Source organism: Bacillus sp. FJAT-28004, assembly GCF_001280845.1.
In the GTDB taxonomy this organism is placed as follows: domain Bacteria; phylum Bacillota; class Bacilli; order Paenibacillales; family Paenibacillaceae; genus Pristimantibacillus.
Genome location: NZ_LGHP01000001.1, coordinates 1207979 through 1221632, shown reverse-complemented (window position 1 = coordinate 1221632; position 13654 = coordinate 1207979). Strand labels below are relative to the sequence as shown.

The following is a 13654-nucleotide window of genomic DNA, read 5'->3' as shown; positions in this document are numbered from 1 at the left end:
AACATTAAGTAATCCCAATAATGCACTTGAGTAATGGACTCTAACATTATGCCCTAAGGATAATTTACTCCAGTGGAATTTTGTTAAACAGATTTTAATTATCAAAAAATTTAGCATCTAACAAACCAAGTCCGCCTGATGGAGTTCCTAAGTCAGTTCTTGGTGTTTCTTCAAAAAGAATTTTTAGTTTGATCGCACCGGATAAATCAATATTAACTTTTACGGGATCAGTGATATTAGATGCAATTGGACCACTTTCGAATACTACTTTGTCATCGGCAAATACTTTCAATTGACCTGCAAAATCGTTTTGATTTCCAGCCGTACTCCATGAAGATTTGGGTGCTATAATCGCTTGAAAAGATTTGTAATTCCCATTCAATAAATATTCTCTTTCAAATCCATTGTAAGAACTAGTCACGTAACCACCGTTATATGTAAGTTCAAATCCATGACCATATTGAGTTCCCGTATTCGTAACAAAATTGCTAACTGTTACATTAGTATTGCCACTGCTAGAGAAAGGTTTCATATCTTCTATATACGTGAAAGAGCCTTCTTTTTGATTACCTACATAGATAGAACTTGTAGGACCGTCATAACCAACCTTTTTACCTAGGGCTTCTGAAACAAAGCGCAGCGGTACATAAGTCGTACCTTTGTAAATAAAACCTTGTTGGTCTGCAGGAGCTTTCTTCTCAACTCCATCAAAAAAATACTTGAGCGGCTGAAAATTCACATCAATACTCGTCGCAGATGCAGCATAAGACACACCAGAAAACAGTACACCTCCGAGAACTATTCCAACTGTGACATCTTTAACTCTTTTCATTTTTGACATTCTTCTTCTCTCCTCTTGAGTAAGTTAATCAGCAACAATGCTGTACCGTGATTTCAACTGATTATACATTTTTGATGGTTACACTAGGGTTACAGTGATTTAATAAAGAGGCTAATCATTACCGTTTCCTATTTTTAATTTTACTTTTCTGCTCGCTTACGCCTCGTTTCAGCTTTTCGTACATTTCGATGGATTGATCATACAACCATTCATCATCAGGATGATACTTGAGCGCGATATTTAGAAAATAGATGCTGCTCTGTAAATTCCATTGATCCTTTTCAATTTCCGCAGCTTCTTTTGCTACTTTAACAATCTGATTTTCAAGCTTATTTCTATAGTGGTTAATCCAATCATCATATAATCCAGGTAGCAAGGTTTCGGGCAGAGAGGTTAAAATTTCTTTGCTCACTTTTAATTTTAACTGAGGGTTCTCTTCGATTTGAGCTTTTCTCAACTCATTTTTTAAATTCAGTACATCGGATCGGATGCTACCCCGCAAAGCAACATGCTCTTTATCAAGCATTAAGATGGACTTGCTTGATTCCACAGTCTCAATAAGCTTTTTCAAATAATTCAAGTAAACTTTCAAGTTATTCAGAGCTTGCTTTAATGGAACATCAGGAAATAAGGCATCGCATATTTGCTCACGGGTTGCCGTTTGATTAAAGGTGAGAAATAGTAACAAACTCTTGGCGTATCGTTGATTCCAGCCATCTAATTTTTCTTCACCATTGATGGTCACTCGGAAAGCTGATAAAAAATCGATCTGTATGATTTCAAGTGACTCTATTTTTTTAATCCCCTCTTCGTACACTTCATGAAAATAACTCATAACATGCTCTGGTGACCCTTTCTCCAAAGGTGCATAATTATCCCTTTCTACTGGTGGGTTTATAATAAACTCATTAATCCATTTAAAAGTTAGCTCAGGTTGATCTATAAAGACTGCATTCGACGAATGCGGCATGACCAACAACCGCGTTTTTATAAGAATCCTAGATGTTACTGTGTAAGAAGTTAAATAAAGTGGGTCGTGAGCACCCACTAATGATAGGGCAGGGTGAGACATTAATTCAAAGTCTTTTCCAGGTGGAGAAACCCAGTAAAGATCCAAGACTTGAAAATAGGTTTCAGGAGAAACCATGGTATAGGCAATAACTATTTTTTGAAAGAGATAACTATCAAAAGGCTCCATTGTGATTCCCTTTGCCATGCTTTGTGCAAGAGGTAGCATAGAGCCGCTGCTCGATAATTGTTTTCTTCTGTCAATTAATGCGTCAATTGATTTTTTCGGATAAAATGCAGGCACAGCAAGTAATACAAGGCTTTTTATCTGTTCTTTGTGGTTTAGACTATATTTGATCGCCAGATTTGCTCCGAAACCATGACCGAGAAGATGGACAGATTTTAACTGCAACTGTTCGAATAACTCATATATGTCCTCAATAAACAGGTCCCAACTTAGGGTAGACTCGCCTCTCTCTGTTTTGCCATGTCCACGTATATCAAAAATGACAACCTTGTAGTTCTTAATGAAAAATGGAATAACAGGCTCCCATAAGTCCATGTTCAGCCCTAGTCCATGAACAAGAACAAGCGTATCTAACGCAAATTCAGAATGATAGATTTGATAATGCATGTTAATATCATTCACTTGTACGAACGGCATATTACCCTCCTGATAATCTCATATTTATAGGAATAAAGTACCATACTCCCGAGAGCAAGTAACCATTTATATTTATCGCGAATTTCTATCATCAATGCTTTAGCGACTTTCACCCGATATTCCAAACTAAGTAAAGAAGAAGCACAGCGTTATCAGGCAATACGCTCCTTGGTTAAAACCGTAAAAGAAATAACGGCTGAGGATACTGCGCTTATCGCTCAGCTTGCTTCCAAAATAAAAAAAAGCAATAGCATGATCAGTATGGTATAAGGCAGGCATGTTGAGGGAGTCAAGGGCGAGCAACGCGAGTTTATCTTGACCCTTGAATCCCACATTAGCCCCAAATCCTTTGGTACGGTGGTCTTAGCATAGACCACCTGCCTCCGGAGAGGACGGGTCTTGGGGCAGCGCCCCGATTTTTTCGAACTGCTCCGCGCACGTTCACATGCGCATGAAAAAGAGCCTCGCTTTTACGTAGGATCTGGAAAATTTGTCACCACGCCACGTAAGGTTCGTAACAATGGAAGGTGAAGCCTCTTGCTTTAGTATATTGTGTTCTATTTGCCTTTAATCAGCGTGTAGCCCTTTTATGCCTGGATGCTTTTTTATTGCCTTTTTCCGGAGATTTAAAGCATGTAATATTGAAAGATGCTCTCCCCGACTATATAATTGTAGGGTCAAATCTTGTCATTTTTACGATATTTAACAAGGGGTTGTAGTGTCAAAAATGTTCCTCAAAAAAAGAAAAGTACAAGGTACGTATTACTATTCATTGGTAGAATCGTATCGTGAAAAAGCAAAAGTAAAGCAAAAAACCGTTCTTAGTTTGGGCAATTATGAAACGGCGTATCAGCGGCTCAAAGAAAGACAGGAATACGCTCAATTCTTTGAACAACTTCGCTGCGGTCAAAAAATTCGATATCATACCCTACTTCTTGATCCCCCATGGCAAGAACGCGGAGGCGGCAAGATAAAGCGCGGCGCTGACAAACATTATCCGCTAATGTCGTTAGAAGAAATCAAAGCACTGCCTATAAACGAGCTTGCCTATGACGATTGCCACCTTTATTTGTGGGTTACTAATAATTTCTTGCAAGGAGGACTTGAATGTATTGAAGCATGGGGCTTTCGATACATTACCATGATCACTTGGGTAAAGGATCGAATTGGCTTGGGGCAATACCATCGAGGACAAACGGAACACTGCCTATTTGCTGTAAAAGGAAATCTTCCATATAAGCTTTTGCAGGATGGGACAAGGCTTCAGGGGCAGACTTTCATCCACGCTCGAAGAAGAAGACACTCACAAAAGCCGGATGAAATTTTTGAGATCATTGAAAAAGTGAGTTGGGAACCTTACCTCGAATTATTTGCCAGAAAGAGGCATAGTCGCAAATGGGATGTTTGGGGAAATGAGGTTAACTCCGATATTGAACTATAGGACACAATGATAGGAAGTTAGAAGCGGAGCAGTTGAGCAGCGTAGCAAGTTTTCAAGCGAATATCGCATAGCGACAGAAAGCATATCATACTCCCCCTTTATCTGACGTTGATGAAGTAGCGCAGCAGCGATATTTCATTATAAGGCAGGTAGAGGGGGAATTTATTTAAGACGGATCATCTAAGGCTTGGTATCTTTCATGTTCCAACTTTTTCATGTGTACTTGTTAGTCGGGAATATTCCTATTAATAAACGAAATAGTTCCTGTAAGGTTTTGTAACTTTAATCTGTTCAAAAATATGTTTTCGGATATTTGAGGGGTAGCAATTATTAAAAAAAGAACGAACCCAATATTCCCAATTACCATTGACTTTATCTATTTCCATAAGGTAATTTTTATCCTCTAAATCATCCATACAAAAAGTAAATTCATGTTTATCTCCTTCTAAGCTTCTATGCCCTGTTATTTTAATTTTAGGAAAACGATAAAGGCTATCTTCTTGTTTTATTTCACTGACATAGGGCATTTTCAATAATTCAATATTAATTTGGTCAACGATGTCTTTATAACAATCAATAAATTTTTGAGTATGTATATGTCTGTGATGCGCAATATCTACTTTAGTTTCTTGAAAATTGTCATCATAATATTTTGCTACAATATAACATTCAGTATCCTTCCCTCTTTTAGATCGAAGCTTAAATGAACCAAAAACTAAATAAGATGCATCAATGATTTTTGAATGTTCAAATGAATAAATGCTAGATTTCAGTTCATGTATCGTAAAATCCATTTCAGTCACTCCTAAAATTTTAATGAAAACTTAGAAATATGATGTATAATGCCGCCAGTAAAGGAGGTGTTAAAAATAGATTTGACGCAAATAGATGAATTCAAACATGCACTAGCAAATAATAGAGTTGATGAAAGCAAATATTTTAAAATACGTCAAAAAAGAAGCTGCAAAAAAACTGTAAGCGATAAGCAACGAAAAATCAACCACTTATCCAGTAAACAAAAGAAAGAACTGATTAAGCTGCATGCCGACATGGATAAAGTCATGATCGCCAATTCCAAAGTAACTCGTTTTTCAGACGAAAAGCAAACCAAACGTGATGCTAAAAAAGGTAACAATGGAAAACTAGGTGTAGAAGGCATCTGGTCATCGGTAACATTTGATCGCTATAAAAGAAGCTGTCGAACATTTCTTAAATACTGTTATGAGAATTTCGATCATGTAAAGACATTACGCGATATAAAGCCGCGCATGGTTGGTGGATTCATCCAGTCATTATTAGATAAAAATCGGTCAGCGAAGACGATATCAGCTTATGTAAGCGCAATTCGTAAATTAGCAGAGTCATCTCATAAAGCAGGCATCAAGGGTCATGCTTCGTTAGTAAATGATAAGCACCGCAGCATGATTCCAGACGCTCGAAAAGCTAATCGTAGGCGGGGAAGTGTAGGCGGGGTAGGTTATACCCTTCGTGAAGCTCAAATCATCGTTAAGCAAGCAGCCAGGCTTTACAGCCTATATGAAGAAACGCTTCTTTGTGTCCTGCTTTATGGGTGTCCTCGTTTATCAGAGACACTTAAAATCAGTTTTGATCAGATTGACTATGACAAACAATGCATTCGTTTAAATAAGAAGAATCAGAATAAGAATAACCGACCTCGCATGGCTCCTCTGCCTCCCTTTGTCATGGAAAAACTTAAACAGTTGGAGGTTTACTTTCCAAATAAACAAACCAATATTTGGGGTCGAATGTCCGAAAAACAAGTCAGAAAACTCGTTAAAAGCTGTGCCACGCACGGTCATGTAAAATTTTGCTCTGTCCATGATTTCAGAAAAGCAGGATTGATCTGGCATAGTCGTCAAATCAAAGATTGGAGTAAGGAGCATCTCGTTGCTGCCATCATGCAGTTTGTAAGTGCAGACGTAAAGCTAAATCCATTCATACAGAGAAATGGTACTCTTTCGCCTAAATATGTTCCTGACCAGTTATTAAAACGACAAAAAAGATGGTTGATGAATCAATATTTAAGCCAGCTATTAGGTCACTCAAGGAATGATGCTACCTCACCATATAAAAATTTCTAAACGAACGACTATTCGATTTGCATAGCACACAATGACTAATAAAGTGCCCCCATGCCCTCAATTCCCATGACAACAGAATCTCAGCTATTTCATATGTAAAAGAATATACGTAGTTTTGTTGATTCATGTTAAAGAAACTACGTAGTTTTGTTGAAAATGTTGACCTACAATAAATAAATGGGATGGTTTCCAACTGAAATTTATCGTTGGAAACCATCCCATTTCTTATGGCAGGCGTTTATTCTTCTCTTTTATACCCATCTTTGCTTCGGTTAACTTGAATAAGCTATCGATTACGGAGTACCATTTCTCATCACATTTTAAATTGGGCGATATATATACCAGTCTGGGATTCATGATGTAATATTCCGATTTCCCTGTCTCCCATTTCCCCAAAGCTTTTATCCGCTTCAAAATATATAAACAAGCATTTAACTCCAACTTTTGCCTAGCGGTCAACTTATTCGTATTGGATTTGGAGTATAAATTCCACATCTCATAAACCTTCAAAAACTTAAAGCGCCGTCGCTTATGGCTGGAATCCAGAACTTCCACAACCGTTTCGTTCGGTTTCACAATGACATCCAAAGAAGCATTATTAACTAGAAAAAAAGACTTATAATCTGTTTTAATCAGTAGCGCTCCAAGTAAAGCGATCGGATGGCAGGATGTTAATTTGGCAAACTCTTTTTCATTACTGGTGTAAGGTCGCGTCATAATACGATCTCTTTCCCTATCCGCTTCATCCATCATCCTGCTGAGCCCTTCCAATACGACTTTTTTACTGAAATAATCCTTATCGCCCTTTGCACCTTTCAGGAACACATTCTTCTTAAAGCGGTAAGCATTACCAACATATCCTTCAGGCTGTTTTCTTTCCCAAATTTCATCTTCGATAAACTGTTCGATATACTTTATCGCAGTCTGCCGCGAGATACCCCAAAGCTTGGCTAAAGACGTATCGTTTGCAGGAATGCCATTTACCTTAATTAAATTACCAGCATTCACAATGTTGTCACCATTGTAATTCATATAAGGCAGTGTTCTGAACAGACACTCCAGCATTTCAGGCGAATATTTTCCTACGATATTCTTTTCGTAAGCTGGCATGGCTTGTACAAATGGCTCTTTTCGCTTGCCCTTTTTCCGATATGCCACGATTTTCATTTGTTTTTTTCGTTCTTCGATGGCTTTGGCACTATCAACGCTAATTACAGTATCCTCGTCCACAGGTACCTTTGCAAAATCTTCCTGTTCTCCTGTGATAGGGTTGATTTCCCTTTCATATTTTATTTTACCTCTTCTCAATATCACGATAAATGACCTCCCCATAGTTGGAGGAAAGATTTATCATCCTTTACACTCGTTAAATCCCATCGCTTCTGAATCTTCCCTGAATTCTACTACATGCTTACATGGACTTTTTAGCATATAAAAATTCAAAACACAAGATATACGAGAAAAATAAATATTTAGGTTAACACCCCAAAGTACGTTGCTATTTGATTGTTTTTCTTGGTAACATGATCAAACTCAATTCGGAGTAGCCAAGTCAAATCCTATATAACCCAATAATAATGCTTGGAAAATCAGATACATAAACAAATGGGGGTAACCACAATGTCCAAAAAAGCTGGAACATATATGAACAAAGAAGCCTTACCCGAAGTCATGACAGTCAAGGATGTAGAAAACTTTCTTCGCATCGGTAGAGTGCAAGCCTATAAACAGCTTGAAAGAAAAGAGTTTCACTATGTAAAAATTGGTCGCAGCATTCGGATTTGCAGAGACTCCTTCTTGCGGTGGTTCGAGGGAGAGCAATGCTCACCGGCATAAAAATGTTGACATAGCCTCAAATTCAACTATCATACAACAAATTTTTATGGCTCGTTGTTTACACGACGAGCAAAGCTTTGTTTTTTCAAAAAACAAAGCCCTGCCGGACATCATTGTTCGAGCAATCTAAAACGGAGGCTAATCCATGTACTTTGTAAACGATGAACATGAGAGCAATTTTAAACAACTTTTACGACTATACCCCATTGGAATAGCCGATATGGAATATCAATCGGGCTTCTATGTCGTCGCCCATCCTGTTATTTTCAGTTACTGTAACGGCAATCCGGTATCTGACGAGCATGGACCTTACGATTGGTATTTTGAAACGGAGAAACACAGCGCTCTTCCGAGTTCGTATCTTCATTTGGTTCAAGCCGGATTACATCTTTACAATAATGACCGTTCATTCTCTCTCTATTTGGCTATTGGAACGTGGGAAAACGAATTGTTTCAGGTGTTTATGCAGGCTTGTCAAATTCGGCGCGGAGGAAATTGCTGCCATGTCCGCATATCTCAAGCCCAAACAGCAATAGGAGCGTAAACGGATATGGGACGCTCAAAGAAATTCACTGGAGTTTATGAACGCAATGATACCACTGGACAAAAATCATTCTATTTCTTGGTGTCCACAATCAATCCTGAAACAGGAAAACGAAAACAAAAGAAATACGGAGGTTATAAAGACGCAGAGTCAGCATACAAAGATTTTATCGCTTTTAAAAACAGTCAAATCAAAGGGACTTACGTTGAAGCATCCAAAATGACCTTAAAGGTTTGGCTGGAGAAATGGATAGGGGAAAAGGAATTAACTTTAAAAAAAGTGACTCTGCAATCTTACAGGCAGAGGATACAGCATATTAACGAGCATTTAGGCATGTTGCAGCTAGCCACGTTGACCAAGGACATCTTTACTGGTCTACACCGAAAGCTGCTGGAGAGGGAAACAGCTCTATCGAGCCGTACCATTCACGATACGCTAAAGGTATTAAAAATGGCTATGCTACAAGCTTATAGGGATGAGAAAATACTAAAGGATATTACAGCCGCCTACAAGCTGCCTGCTGCAATCTCTAAGCCACATCAAATATTGATGCCGGAAGAAATGTATACCTTATTAGATGCCGCACACGGCGACCCTCAATACTGCGCCATTTATCTAGGTATAAATACGGGGATGCGCGAGGCTGAAATTCTTGGGCTTACTTGGGACGCTGTTGATTTTGAGAATAGAACCATTCAAGTAGTGCAAACGCTTAATCAACTAGACAGAGAAAATCCCATCCATCACGGCACAAAAACACATGCAAGCCGTCGGGCAGTAGAAATCGATGATGAAATCATCGAAGTGCTGGAGGCTCAAAAAAGAGCTATTGAACGCGACAAGAAATATGCCGAGAGTCTGTATCAGGATTTCAACTTGGTTTGCCCTACCAGAATCGGCACGCCTGTAAATCCAAGCAACCTGCGTAGGAGTCTTGACCGTTTGACTAAGAAAGCGAAGGTTACGCGAGTAACGTTTCACGAACTGCGCCACACTCATGCTACGCATTTAATGATTGCAGGCGTTGATTCCAAAATTGTCGCATCGCGACTAGGACACAGCTCCACACGCGTTACAAATGACATTTATCAGCATGTCCGTAAGGGAATGCAATTGGATGCTCTAAAAAAATACAGAGACAATATAAATCCAAAGAAAATTACAAGCAAGTAATTCGGGAACAAGTCATGAGCTTGTTCTTTTTTTATTGTTTCCACTTTTATCTCTGGTAATTTTAAGTGCTTTTGCATCTGTGTTTTACCGGATGTTACCGGATTGTTACCGCGGACTGTTTTCAGTGGATATATCCAATCCGATAAAAACAGAAAAACCCTTGATATACAAGGGTTTTTCAAGAATGGAGCCTAGGGGGATCGAACCCCTGACCTCATCGCTGCCAGCGATGCGCTCTCCCGTATGTGGATATTACACAACCCCAATTTATCTAGCATTCGACGGGTGGGGCGTTCAATTCATTCACGATATACACGCATCAACTCATTAAGGCTCCACCGATTCGGCTACCTTCATGGCCTCGTCGCCCGAAATCGGACCGGACACGCCATACTGAATGCCGTCAACCACCCAGAACAGCTCCGTGAACTCGGCTTGCTCGAAAATAAAGCCGTCCGCTCCGCCCACTTTGGTCTGTGTGAACAGGTCCGTCGGAAACGCCGCCGGCATGCGGCTCGCGCTGAACGTCACCGTCTTATCACCCGAGCCGTATGTGAAGTTTAAATCTCTGAGCGGTTGGTCCTTCATTCCCACGCCGACGATCTCAGCCAGCTTGAAGCCTTCCGGGCTGACTTGAGGAACAAGCACACCGGAACCGAAAGCTGCTTTCGCTGCTTCCGCCGTTCCTAACGGAGTTGTAATCAATTGGGACAACTCCGAACCTGTGGCTCCTCCGTTTCCGGGCAGCACGATTCCCGACGAATTATCCGTTGGCGTCGGGACTGCGGCGGGCTCTTGCAGCATCGGCAATCCCGTCACTATGACGACTGCTGCGACCAGCGCTGCCGCTCCAGCAAGCCAGGCTTTCGGAAGAACGAATCGGGGGCGGCCTCTCTGCTCCGTGGCGGCTTGTTTCCTGATCTTCTGTTTAACGCTATCGCTTAATTCCATTCTAGAAAACAACATATCATCCGACTCCTTTTGCAAATGTTGACGTAAATTACGCTCCATGTCCGTCATCGGCTGTCTCCTCCTTGCGCATTTCCCGAGCCAACGCCTCGCGCGCCCGGTGCAGTCTGTTTCTCACGGTACCCTCGGGCGACGACGTCGCTTTCGCAATTTCCCGTGTGTCCAAGTCCAGATAATAATATAAATACAAAGCCTCCTGATACGGCAGAGGCAGACGCAGCATATGCCGCAAAATCTCGCTTTTCTGCAATTTTTTAAGCGCTTCTTCTTCCAAGTTGAATATCCGTCCCCGCTCCATTAGGCTGGGATCGGTCGGCTGTTCCGTAAACATCCGCACGCCCATCTTGTCCCGGCAAACGTTGATAGCGATCGTCGTCAACCAGGTTTTAACCGCGCTATCTCCACGAAACGAGTTCCAGTTGCGATAAGCGCGAAGAAATACCTCCTGACTGATATCCTCGGCAAAATGCCGATCGCCGGTATAAAAATAAGCGGTGCGCATGATCGTCGAGCCAAAGCTTTCCATCAGCTGCTCTAGAGCTTGAGAGGGATCTTTCGGGAAATTTTCCTTGTTATTCGAGCCGGCCGGCTTCACTGAATTATCACCTCCACCTATTAGACGACCTGAGCGCATTTTTCGCTGCACTGCGCTTTAAATCTGACAGTCCAATAAAGATTTCGCGAATTTGAGCTTAATTCCCCATACTCCTTCTTGCTTGAATTTCAAACGATAAAAGCCACATGTACAGTATGCCTGTTGAGGCGGCTTTTCGACTTCATCTTTGGTTTAAAAGATCCCCAATATCCGTTTATATAGACGAATCGCGACGAGCCCAAATGTTTTATCCATTGGTTTCAGAAAACGAGTATTTGCAGAGTGAAACCAAAAGTTTTCTGCAAAAATTGTACGGTGGAGCCATTAAACCGATGCTTGCGAACTTCCTTCAGGAGAAAAAACTGACGGAACAGGAAATCAATGAGCTGAAACAATTATTCGATGATAACAAAAACGATGATAACAAATCGAAGACTGGCATATAGCCATGACATATATGCAGATGTATATGCAGGTTTTTTTCGACTGGGTGATTCAGGCTTCGCTGATGGCAAGTGTGCTGGTTGTTCTCATAGTCATGATCAAATGGATGCTCAGAAACAAGTTGCAGCCGAAGTGGCATTATCTCCTATGGTTTCCTGTTGTCATTCGGCTCGTATTGCCTTGGGCGCCAGAGAGCTCGTACAGCGTATACAATCTATTGCCAATTAAGCAGCAGTTGTCTAATGAATCCCTTTTAGGATCGCTCGATGATATTTCCAATCTTTATGAACGAAGAAATCAGTTGAAGAATAACGTGAATTCTCCGAGCGAATGGACACTCAAGGGTTCATCCGACGTCACTGTTCATTCCGCTGCGAATGTTCCTGAAAAACAAGTCCTTGCAAAGCAATCGTTTGTGGATCTATTATCCAAAATAACGCTGCGAGACATCCTGTTGTTTGGTTGGTTGCTAGGGGTCATAGTCTTGAGTCTTGTAACCCTTATAGCCAATATCAACGTGTATAGACGAATTAAAAAACAGCCCAAATTAACCCATCCGGCGGTATTACAAGTATTCGAGCAATGCAAGCGCCAAATGTCGGTCAAACAACCGATTCTTCTGACCGTAACTTGCAGTACCGAGTCCTGCGGTTTATGGGTTTATGAAACCAAGGATTTTATTATCCAGTTCGTTGATTCGTTCGATGGATGCCGATCAATTCCGTTATATTTTCAATCATGAACTGGCACATATAAAGCGCACGGATGTTGCGATGAATTGGCTCATGCATGTTCTGGTTATTTTACATTGGTTTAATCCGATTATACGGTTTGTCTGCGCACGTATTCGGGCGGATCAAGAGGTAGCCTGTGATGCATTGGCCTTGTCCTACATCCATGCTGAACACAAAGCAGCTTACGGCCAGACGATCATTAATTTATTGGAGCATTATGCAGGAGCCCGGAGATATCCAGGTTTGGTCGGATTATCGGGTAATTACAAGCATCTCAAGAGGCGAATACTCATGATTAAACATTTTAAGAAAAATTCTATGCGCTTATCTGTATTAGGATTAGTAATGCTATTAACTGTCTGCTCATTCTCATTAGTAAATGCGCAAGGGAATACCAATTTACAAGAAACAGTGGAATTGGAAAAGCTAGCGAAGCCTGGAGGCGGCCAAATCCAAAGCCTGACAGTTAATACTGCAGAAAAAGCTACTCTGGTATTGCAGAAGTATTTTAACCTGACTGGATTTTCACTTATAAAAGATGAGAGAGAAACTGCCACTTATGTAACCGCAGACGACAGTATACGTGTATGGGTTGGCCATAATAATAAAATAATCGGTATCAATGATATGAAGGCAGCTAAAGACTCAACAAATAGCAATGAAATACAAAAAGAACAATGGATTTCATTAGACCAAAGTAAAGAGAAAGCGATTCAATTGGCTTAACCATTCCTGGACGTTAGTGTTCAAGAAGTGCAAATCACAACAATAGAGCATAGCTACACCAATGACTCGCTTATCGGTTTTGTAATTATTCCTTCTTCCGAAGGCAATCTTACTAGCGATGGCCGGTTTCTTGTAACTTTGGACCGATCCACTGGAGCTATCATACATATTAACCCTTTTCTGTGAATGAGCTGAACGACTGGAGGCTATCAACTGCTACCGCAGGGCCGTAGGGCAACAAATGGGCAACCGGAGAACGATAGTTAAATAACCAGTGCATCAGTCTGAACATCAGGCTGTCGCACTGGTTTTTTTCATAAGTTGAACCTTAGTAAAACACTTGAGCTCTCCATTTGAAGTATTCCCTTCGAAGCTTAATCTTTCATTCCGTCCGCGCGGACTGAACCCCGGGGTATCGAAATTTTTGATTTAACATTCATAGAAGTCCATTCAATGATGTAATGCTCAGCGGTAAATTTCGATGCCGTGACCTCATCGCTGCCAGTAATAGAGATGGGTTAGCTCTTAATATGTTGATGTAGGATAAAACCTTATTAAATAAGGTTTTATTCCGAAT

At 40.6% G+C, this 13654-nt stretch carries 14 protein-coding genes; 8 read left to right on the top strand and 6 right to left on the bottom strand.

Features of this window, described 5'->3' with window-relative positions; all coding sequences use genetic code 11:
• Positions 1–94 precede the first annotated feature (94 nt).
• Complete coding sequence (locus AC787_RS05055) at positions 95–841, bottom strand: stalk domain-containing protein (RefSeq protein WP_054023776.1); 747 nt, start codon at positions 839–841, stop codon at positions 95–97.
• A gap of 118 nt (positions 842–959) precedes the next feature.
• Entirely contained in the window at positions 960–2513 is a 1554-nt protein-coding gene (locus AC787_RS05050; RefSeq protein WP_054023775.1) for an alpha/beta fold hydrolase, read from the bottom strand.
• Between the two features lie 727 nt (positions 2514–3240).
• Here AC787_RS05050 and AC787_RS05045 point away from each other — a divergent pair.
• Complete coding sequence (locus tag AC787_RS05045; protein ID WP_082360632.1) at positions 3241–3954, top strand: MT-A70 family methyltransferase; 714 nt, start codon at positions 3241–3243, stop codon at positions 3952–3954.
• Positions 3955–4199: 245 nt separating this feature from the next.
• Here AC787_RS05045 and AC787_RS05040 read toward each other — a convergent pair whose 3' ends face one another.
• Positions 4200–4748: a hypothetical protein gene (locus AC787_RS05040; protein WP_054023774.1), complete on the bottom strand. Its 549-nt coding sequence runs from the start codon at positions 4746–4748 to the stop codon at positions 4200–4202.
• A gap of 81 nt (positions 4749–4829) precedes the next feature.
• Between AC787_RS05040 and AC787_RS05035 the strand changes: the two genes are divergently transcribed.
• Entirely contained in the window at positions 4830–6056 is a 1227-nt protein-coding gene (locus AC787_RS05035; protein WP_054023773.1) for a site-specific integrase, read from the top strand.
• A gap of 225 nt (positions 6057–6281) precedes the next feature.
• On the opposite strand, the gene AC787_RS05030 is transcribed toward AC787_RS05035, so the two are convergent.
• Positions 6282–7370: a hypothetical protein gene (locus tag AC787_RS05030; protein WP_054023772.1), complete on the bottom strand. Its 1089-nt coding sequence runs from the start codon at positions 7368–7370 to the stop codon at positions 6282–6284.
• A 306-nt stretch (positions 7371–7676) separates the two neighbouring features.
• On the opposite strand from AC787_RS05030, the gene AC787_RS05025 reads away from it, so the two are divergent.
• From AC787_RS05025 to AC787_RS05015, 3 genes are all read left to right on the top strand, one after another.
• Positions 7677–7892, top strand: coding sequence for a helix-turn-helix domain-containing protein (locus AC787_RS05025; RefSeq protein ID WP_235560906.1), 216 nt, complete (start codon positions 7677–7679; stop codon positions 7890–7892).
• A gap of 145 nt (positions 7893–8037) precedes the next feature.
• Positions 8038–8436: a hypothetical protein gene (locus tag AC787_RS05020; RefSeq protein WP_054023771.1), complete on the top strand. Its 399-nt coding sequence runs from the start codon at positions 8038–8040 to the stop codon at positions 8434–8436.
• A gap of 6 nt (positions 8437–8442) precedes the next feature.
• On the top strand, positions 8443–9609 hold the full coding sequence (locus AC787_RS05015; protein WP_054023770.1) for a tyrosine-type recombinase/integrase: 1167 nt from the start codon (positions 8443–8445) through the stop codon (positions 9607–9609).
• A 327-nt stretch (positions 9610–9936) separates the two neighbouring features.
• Here AC787_RS05015 and AC787_RS05005 read toward each other — a convergent pair whose 3' ends face one another.
• Both AC787_RS05005 and AC787_RS05000 read right to left on the bottom strand, forming a co-directional pair.
• A complete protein-coding gene (locus AC787_RS05005) occupies positions 9937–10620 on the bottom strand; it encodes a DUF4367 domain-containing protein (RefSeq protein WP_161807515.1) in 684 nt (227 codons plus the stop codon).
• Positions 10610–11173, bottom strand: coding sequence for an RNA polymerase sigma factor (locus AC787_RS05000; RefSeq protein ID WP_235560905.1), 564 nt, complete (start codon positions 11171–11173; stop codon positions 10610–10612). Before AC787_RS05000 ends, AC787_RS05005 begins: the two co-directional genes overlap by 11 nt.
• Before the next feature lie 146 nt (positions 11174–11319).
• On the opposite strand from AC787_RS05000, the gene AC787_RS04995 reads away from it, so the two are divergent.
• From AC787_RS04995 to AC787_RS35025, 3 genes are read left to right on the top strand one after another with little or no spacing between them, the layout of a single operon-like run.
• A complete protein-coding gene (locus tag AC787_RS04995) occupies positions 11320–11619 on the top strand; it encodes a BlaI/MecI/CopY family transcriptional regulator (protein WP_082360630.1) in 300 nt (99 codons plus the stop codon).
• A 23-nt stretch (positions 11620–11642) separates the two neighbouring features.
• Positions 11643–12359, top strand: coding sequence for a M56 family metallopeptidase (locus AC787_RS35030; RefSeq protein ID WP_268760160.1), 717 nt, complete (start codon positions 11643–11645; stop codon positions 12357–12359).
• A complete protein-coding gene (locus tag AC787_RS35025; RefSeq protein WP_082360629.1) occupies positions 12280–13077 on the top strand; it encodes a M56 family metallopeptidase in 798 nt (265 codons plus the stop codon). Before AC787_RS35030 ends, AC787_RS35025 begins: the two co-directional genes overlap by 80 nt.
• Positions 13078–13654: the final 577 nt, after the last annotated feature.

Excerpts from the sequence above, each read along its gene's own strand:
- AC787_RS05055 (WP_054023776.1), bottom strand. The coding sequence starts at position 841 with ATGTCAAAAATGAAAAGAGTTAAAGATGTCACAGTTGGAATAGTTCTC.
- AC787_RS05050 (WP_054023775.1), bottom strand. The coding sequence starts at position 2,513 with ATGCCGTTCGTACAAGTGAATGATATTAACATGCATTATCAAATCTAT.
- AC787_RS05045 (WP_082360632.1), top strand. The coding sequence starts at position 3,241 with ATGTTCCTCAAAAAAAGAAAAGTACAAGGTACGTATTACTATTCATTG.
- AC787_RS05040 (WP_054023774.1), bottom strand. The coding sequence starts at position 4,748 with ATGGATTTTACGATACATGAACTGAAATCTAGCATTTATTCATTTGAA.
- AC787_RS05025 (WP_235560906.1), top strand. The coding sequence starts at position 7,677 with ATGTCCAAAAAAGCTGGAACATATATGAACAAAGAAGCCTTACCCGAA.
- AC787_RS05020 (WP_054023771.1), top strand. The coding sequence starts at position 8,038 with ATGTACTTTGTAAACGATGAACATGAGAGCAATTTTAAACAACTTTTA.
- AC787_RS05015 (WP_054023770.1), top strand. The coding sequence starts at position 8,443 with ATGGGACGCTCAAAGAAATTCACTGGAGTTTATGAACGCAATGATACC.
- AC787_RS05005 (WP_161807515.1), bottom strand. The coding sequence starts at position 10,620 with ATGGAGCGTAATTTACGTCAACATTTGCAAAAGGAGTCGGATGATATG.
- AC787_RS04995 (WP_082360630.1), top strand. The coding sequence starts at position 11,320 with ATGTACAGTATGCCTGTTGAGGCGGCTTTTCGACTTCATCTTTGGTTT.
- AC787_RS35030 (WP_268760160.1), top strand. The coding sequence starts at position 11,643 with ATGCAGGTTTTTTTCGACTGGGTGATTCAGGCTTCGCTGATGGCAAGT.
- AC787_RS35025 (WP_082360629.1), top strand. The coding sequence starts at position 12,280 with ATGAAACCAAGGATTTTATTATCCAGTTCGTTGATTCGTTCGATGGAT.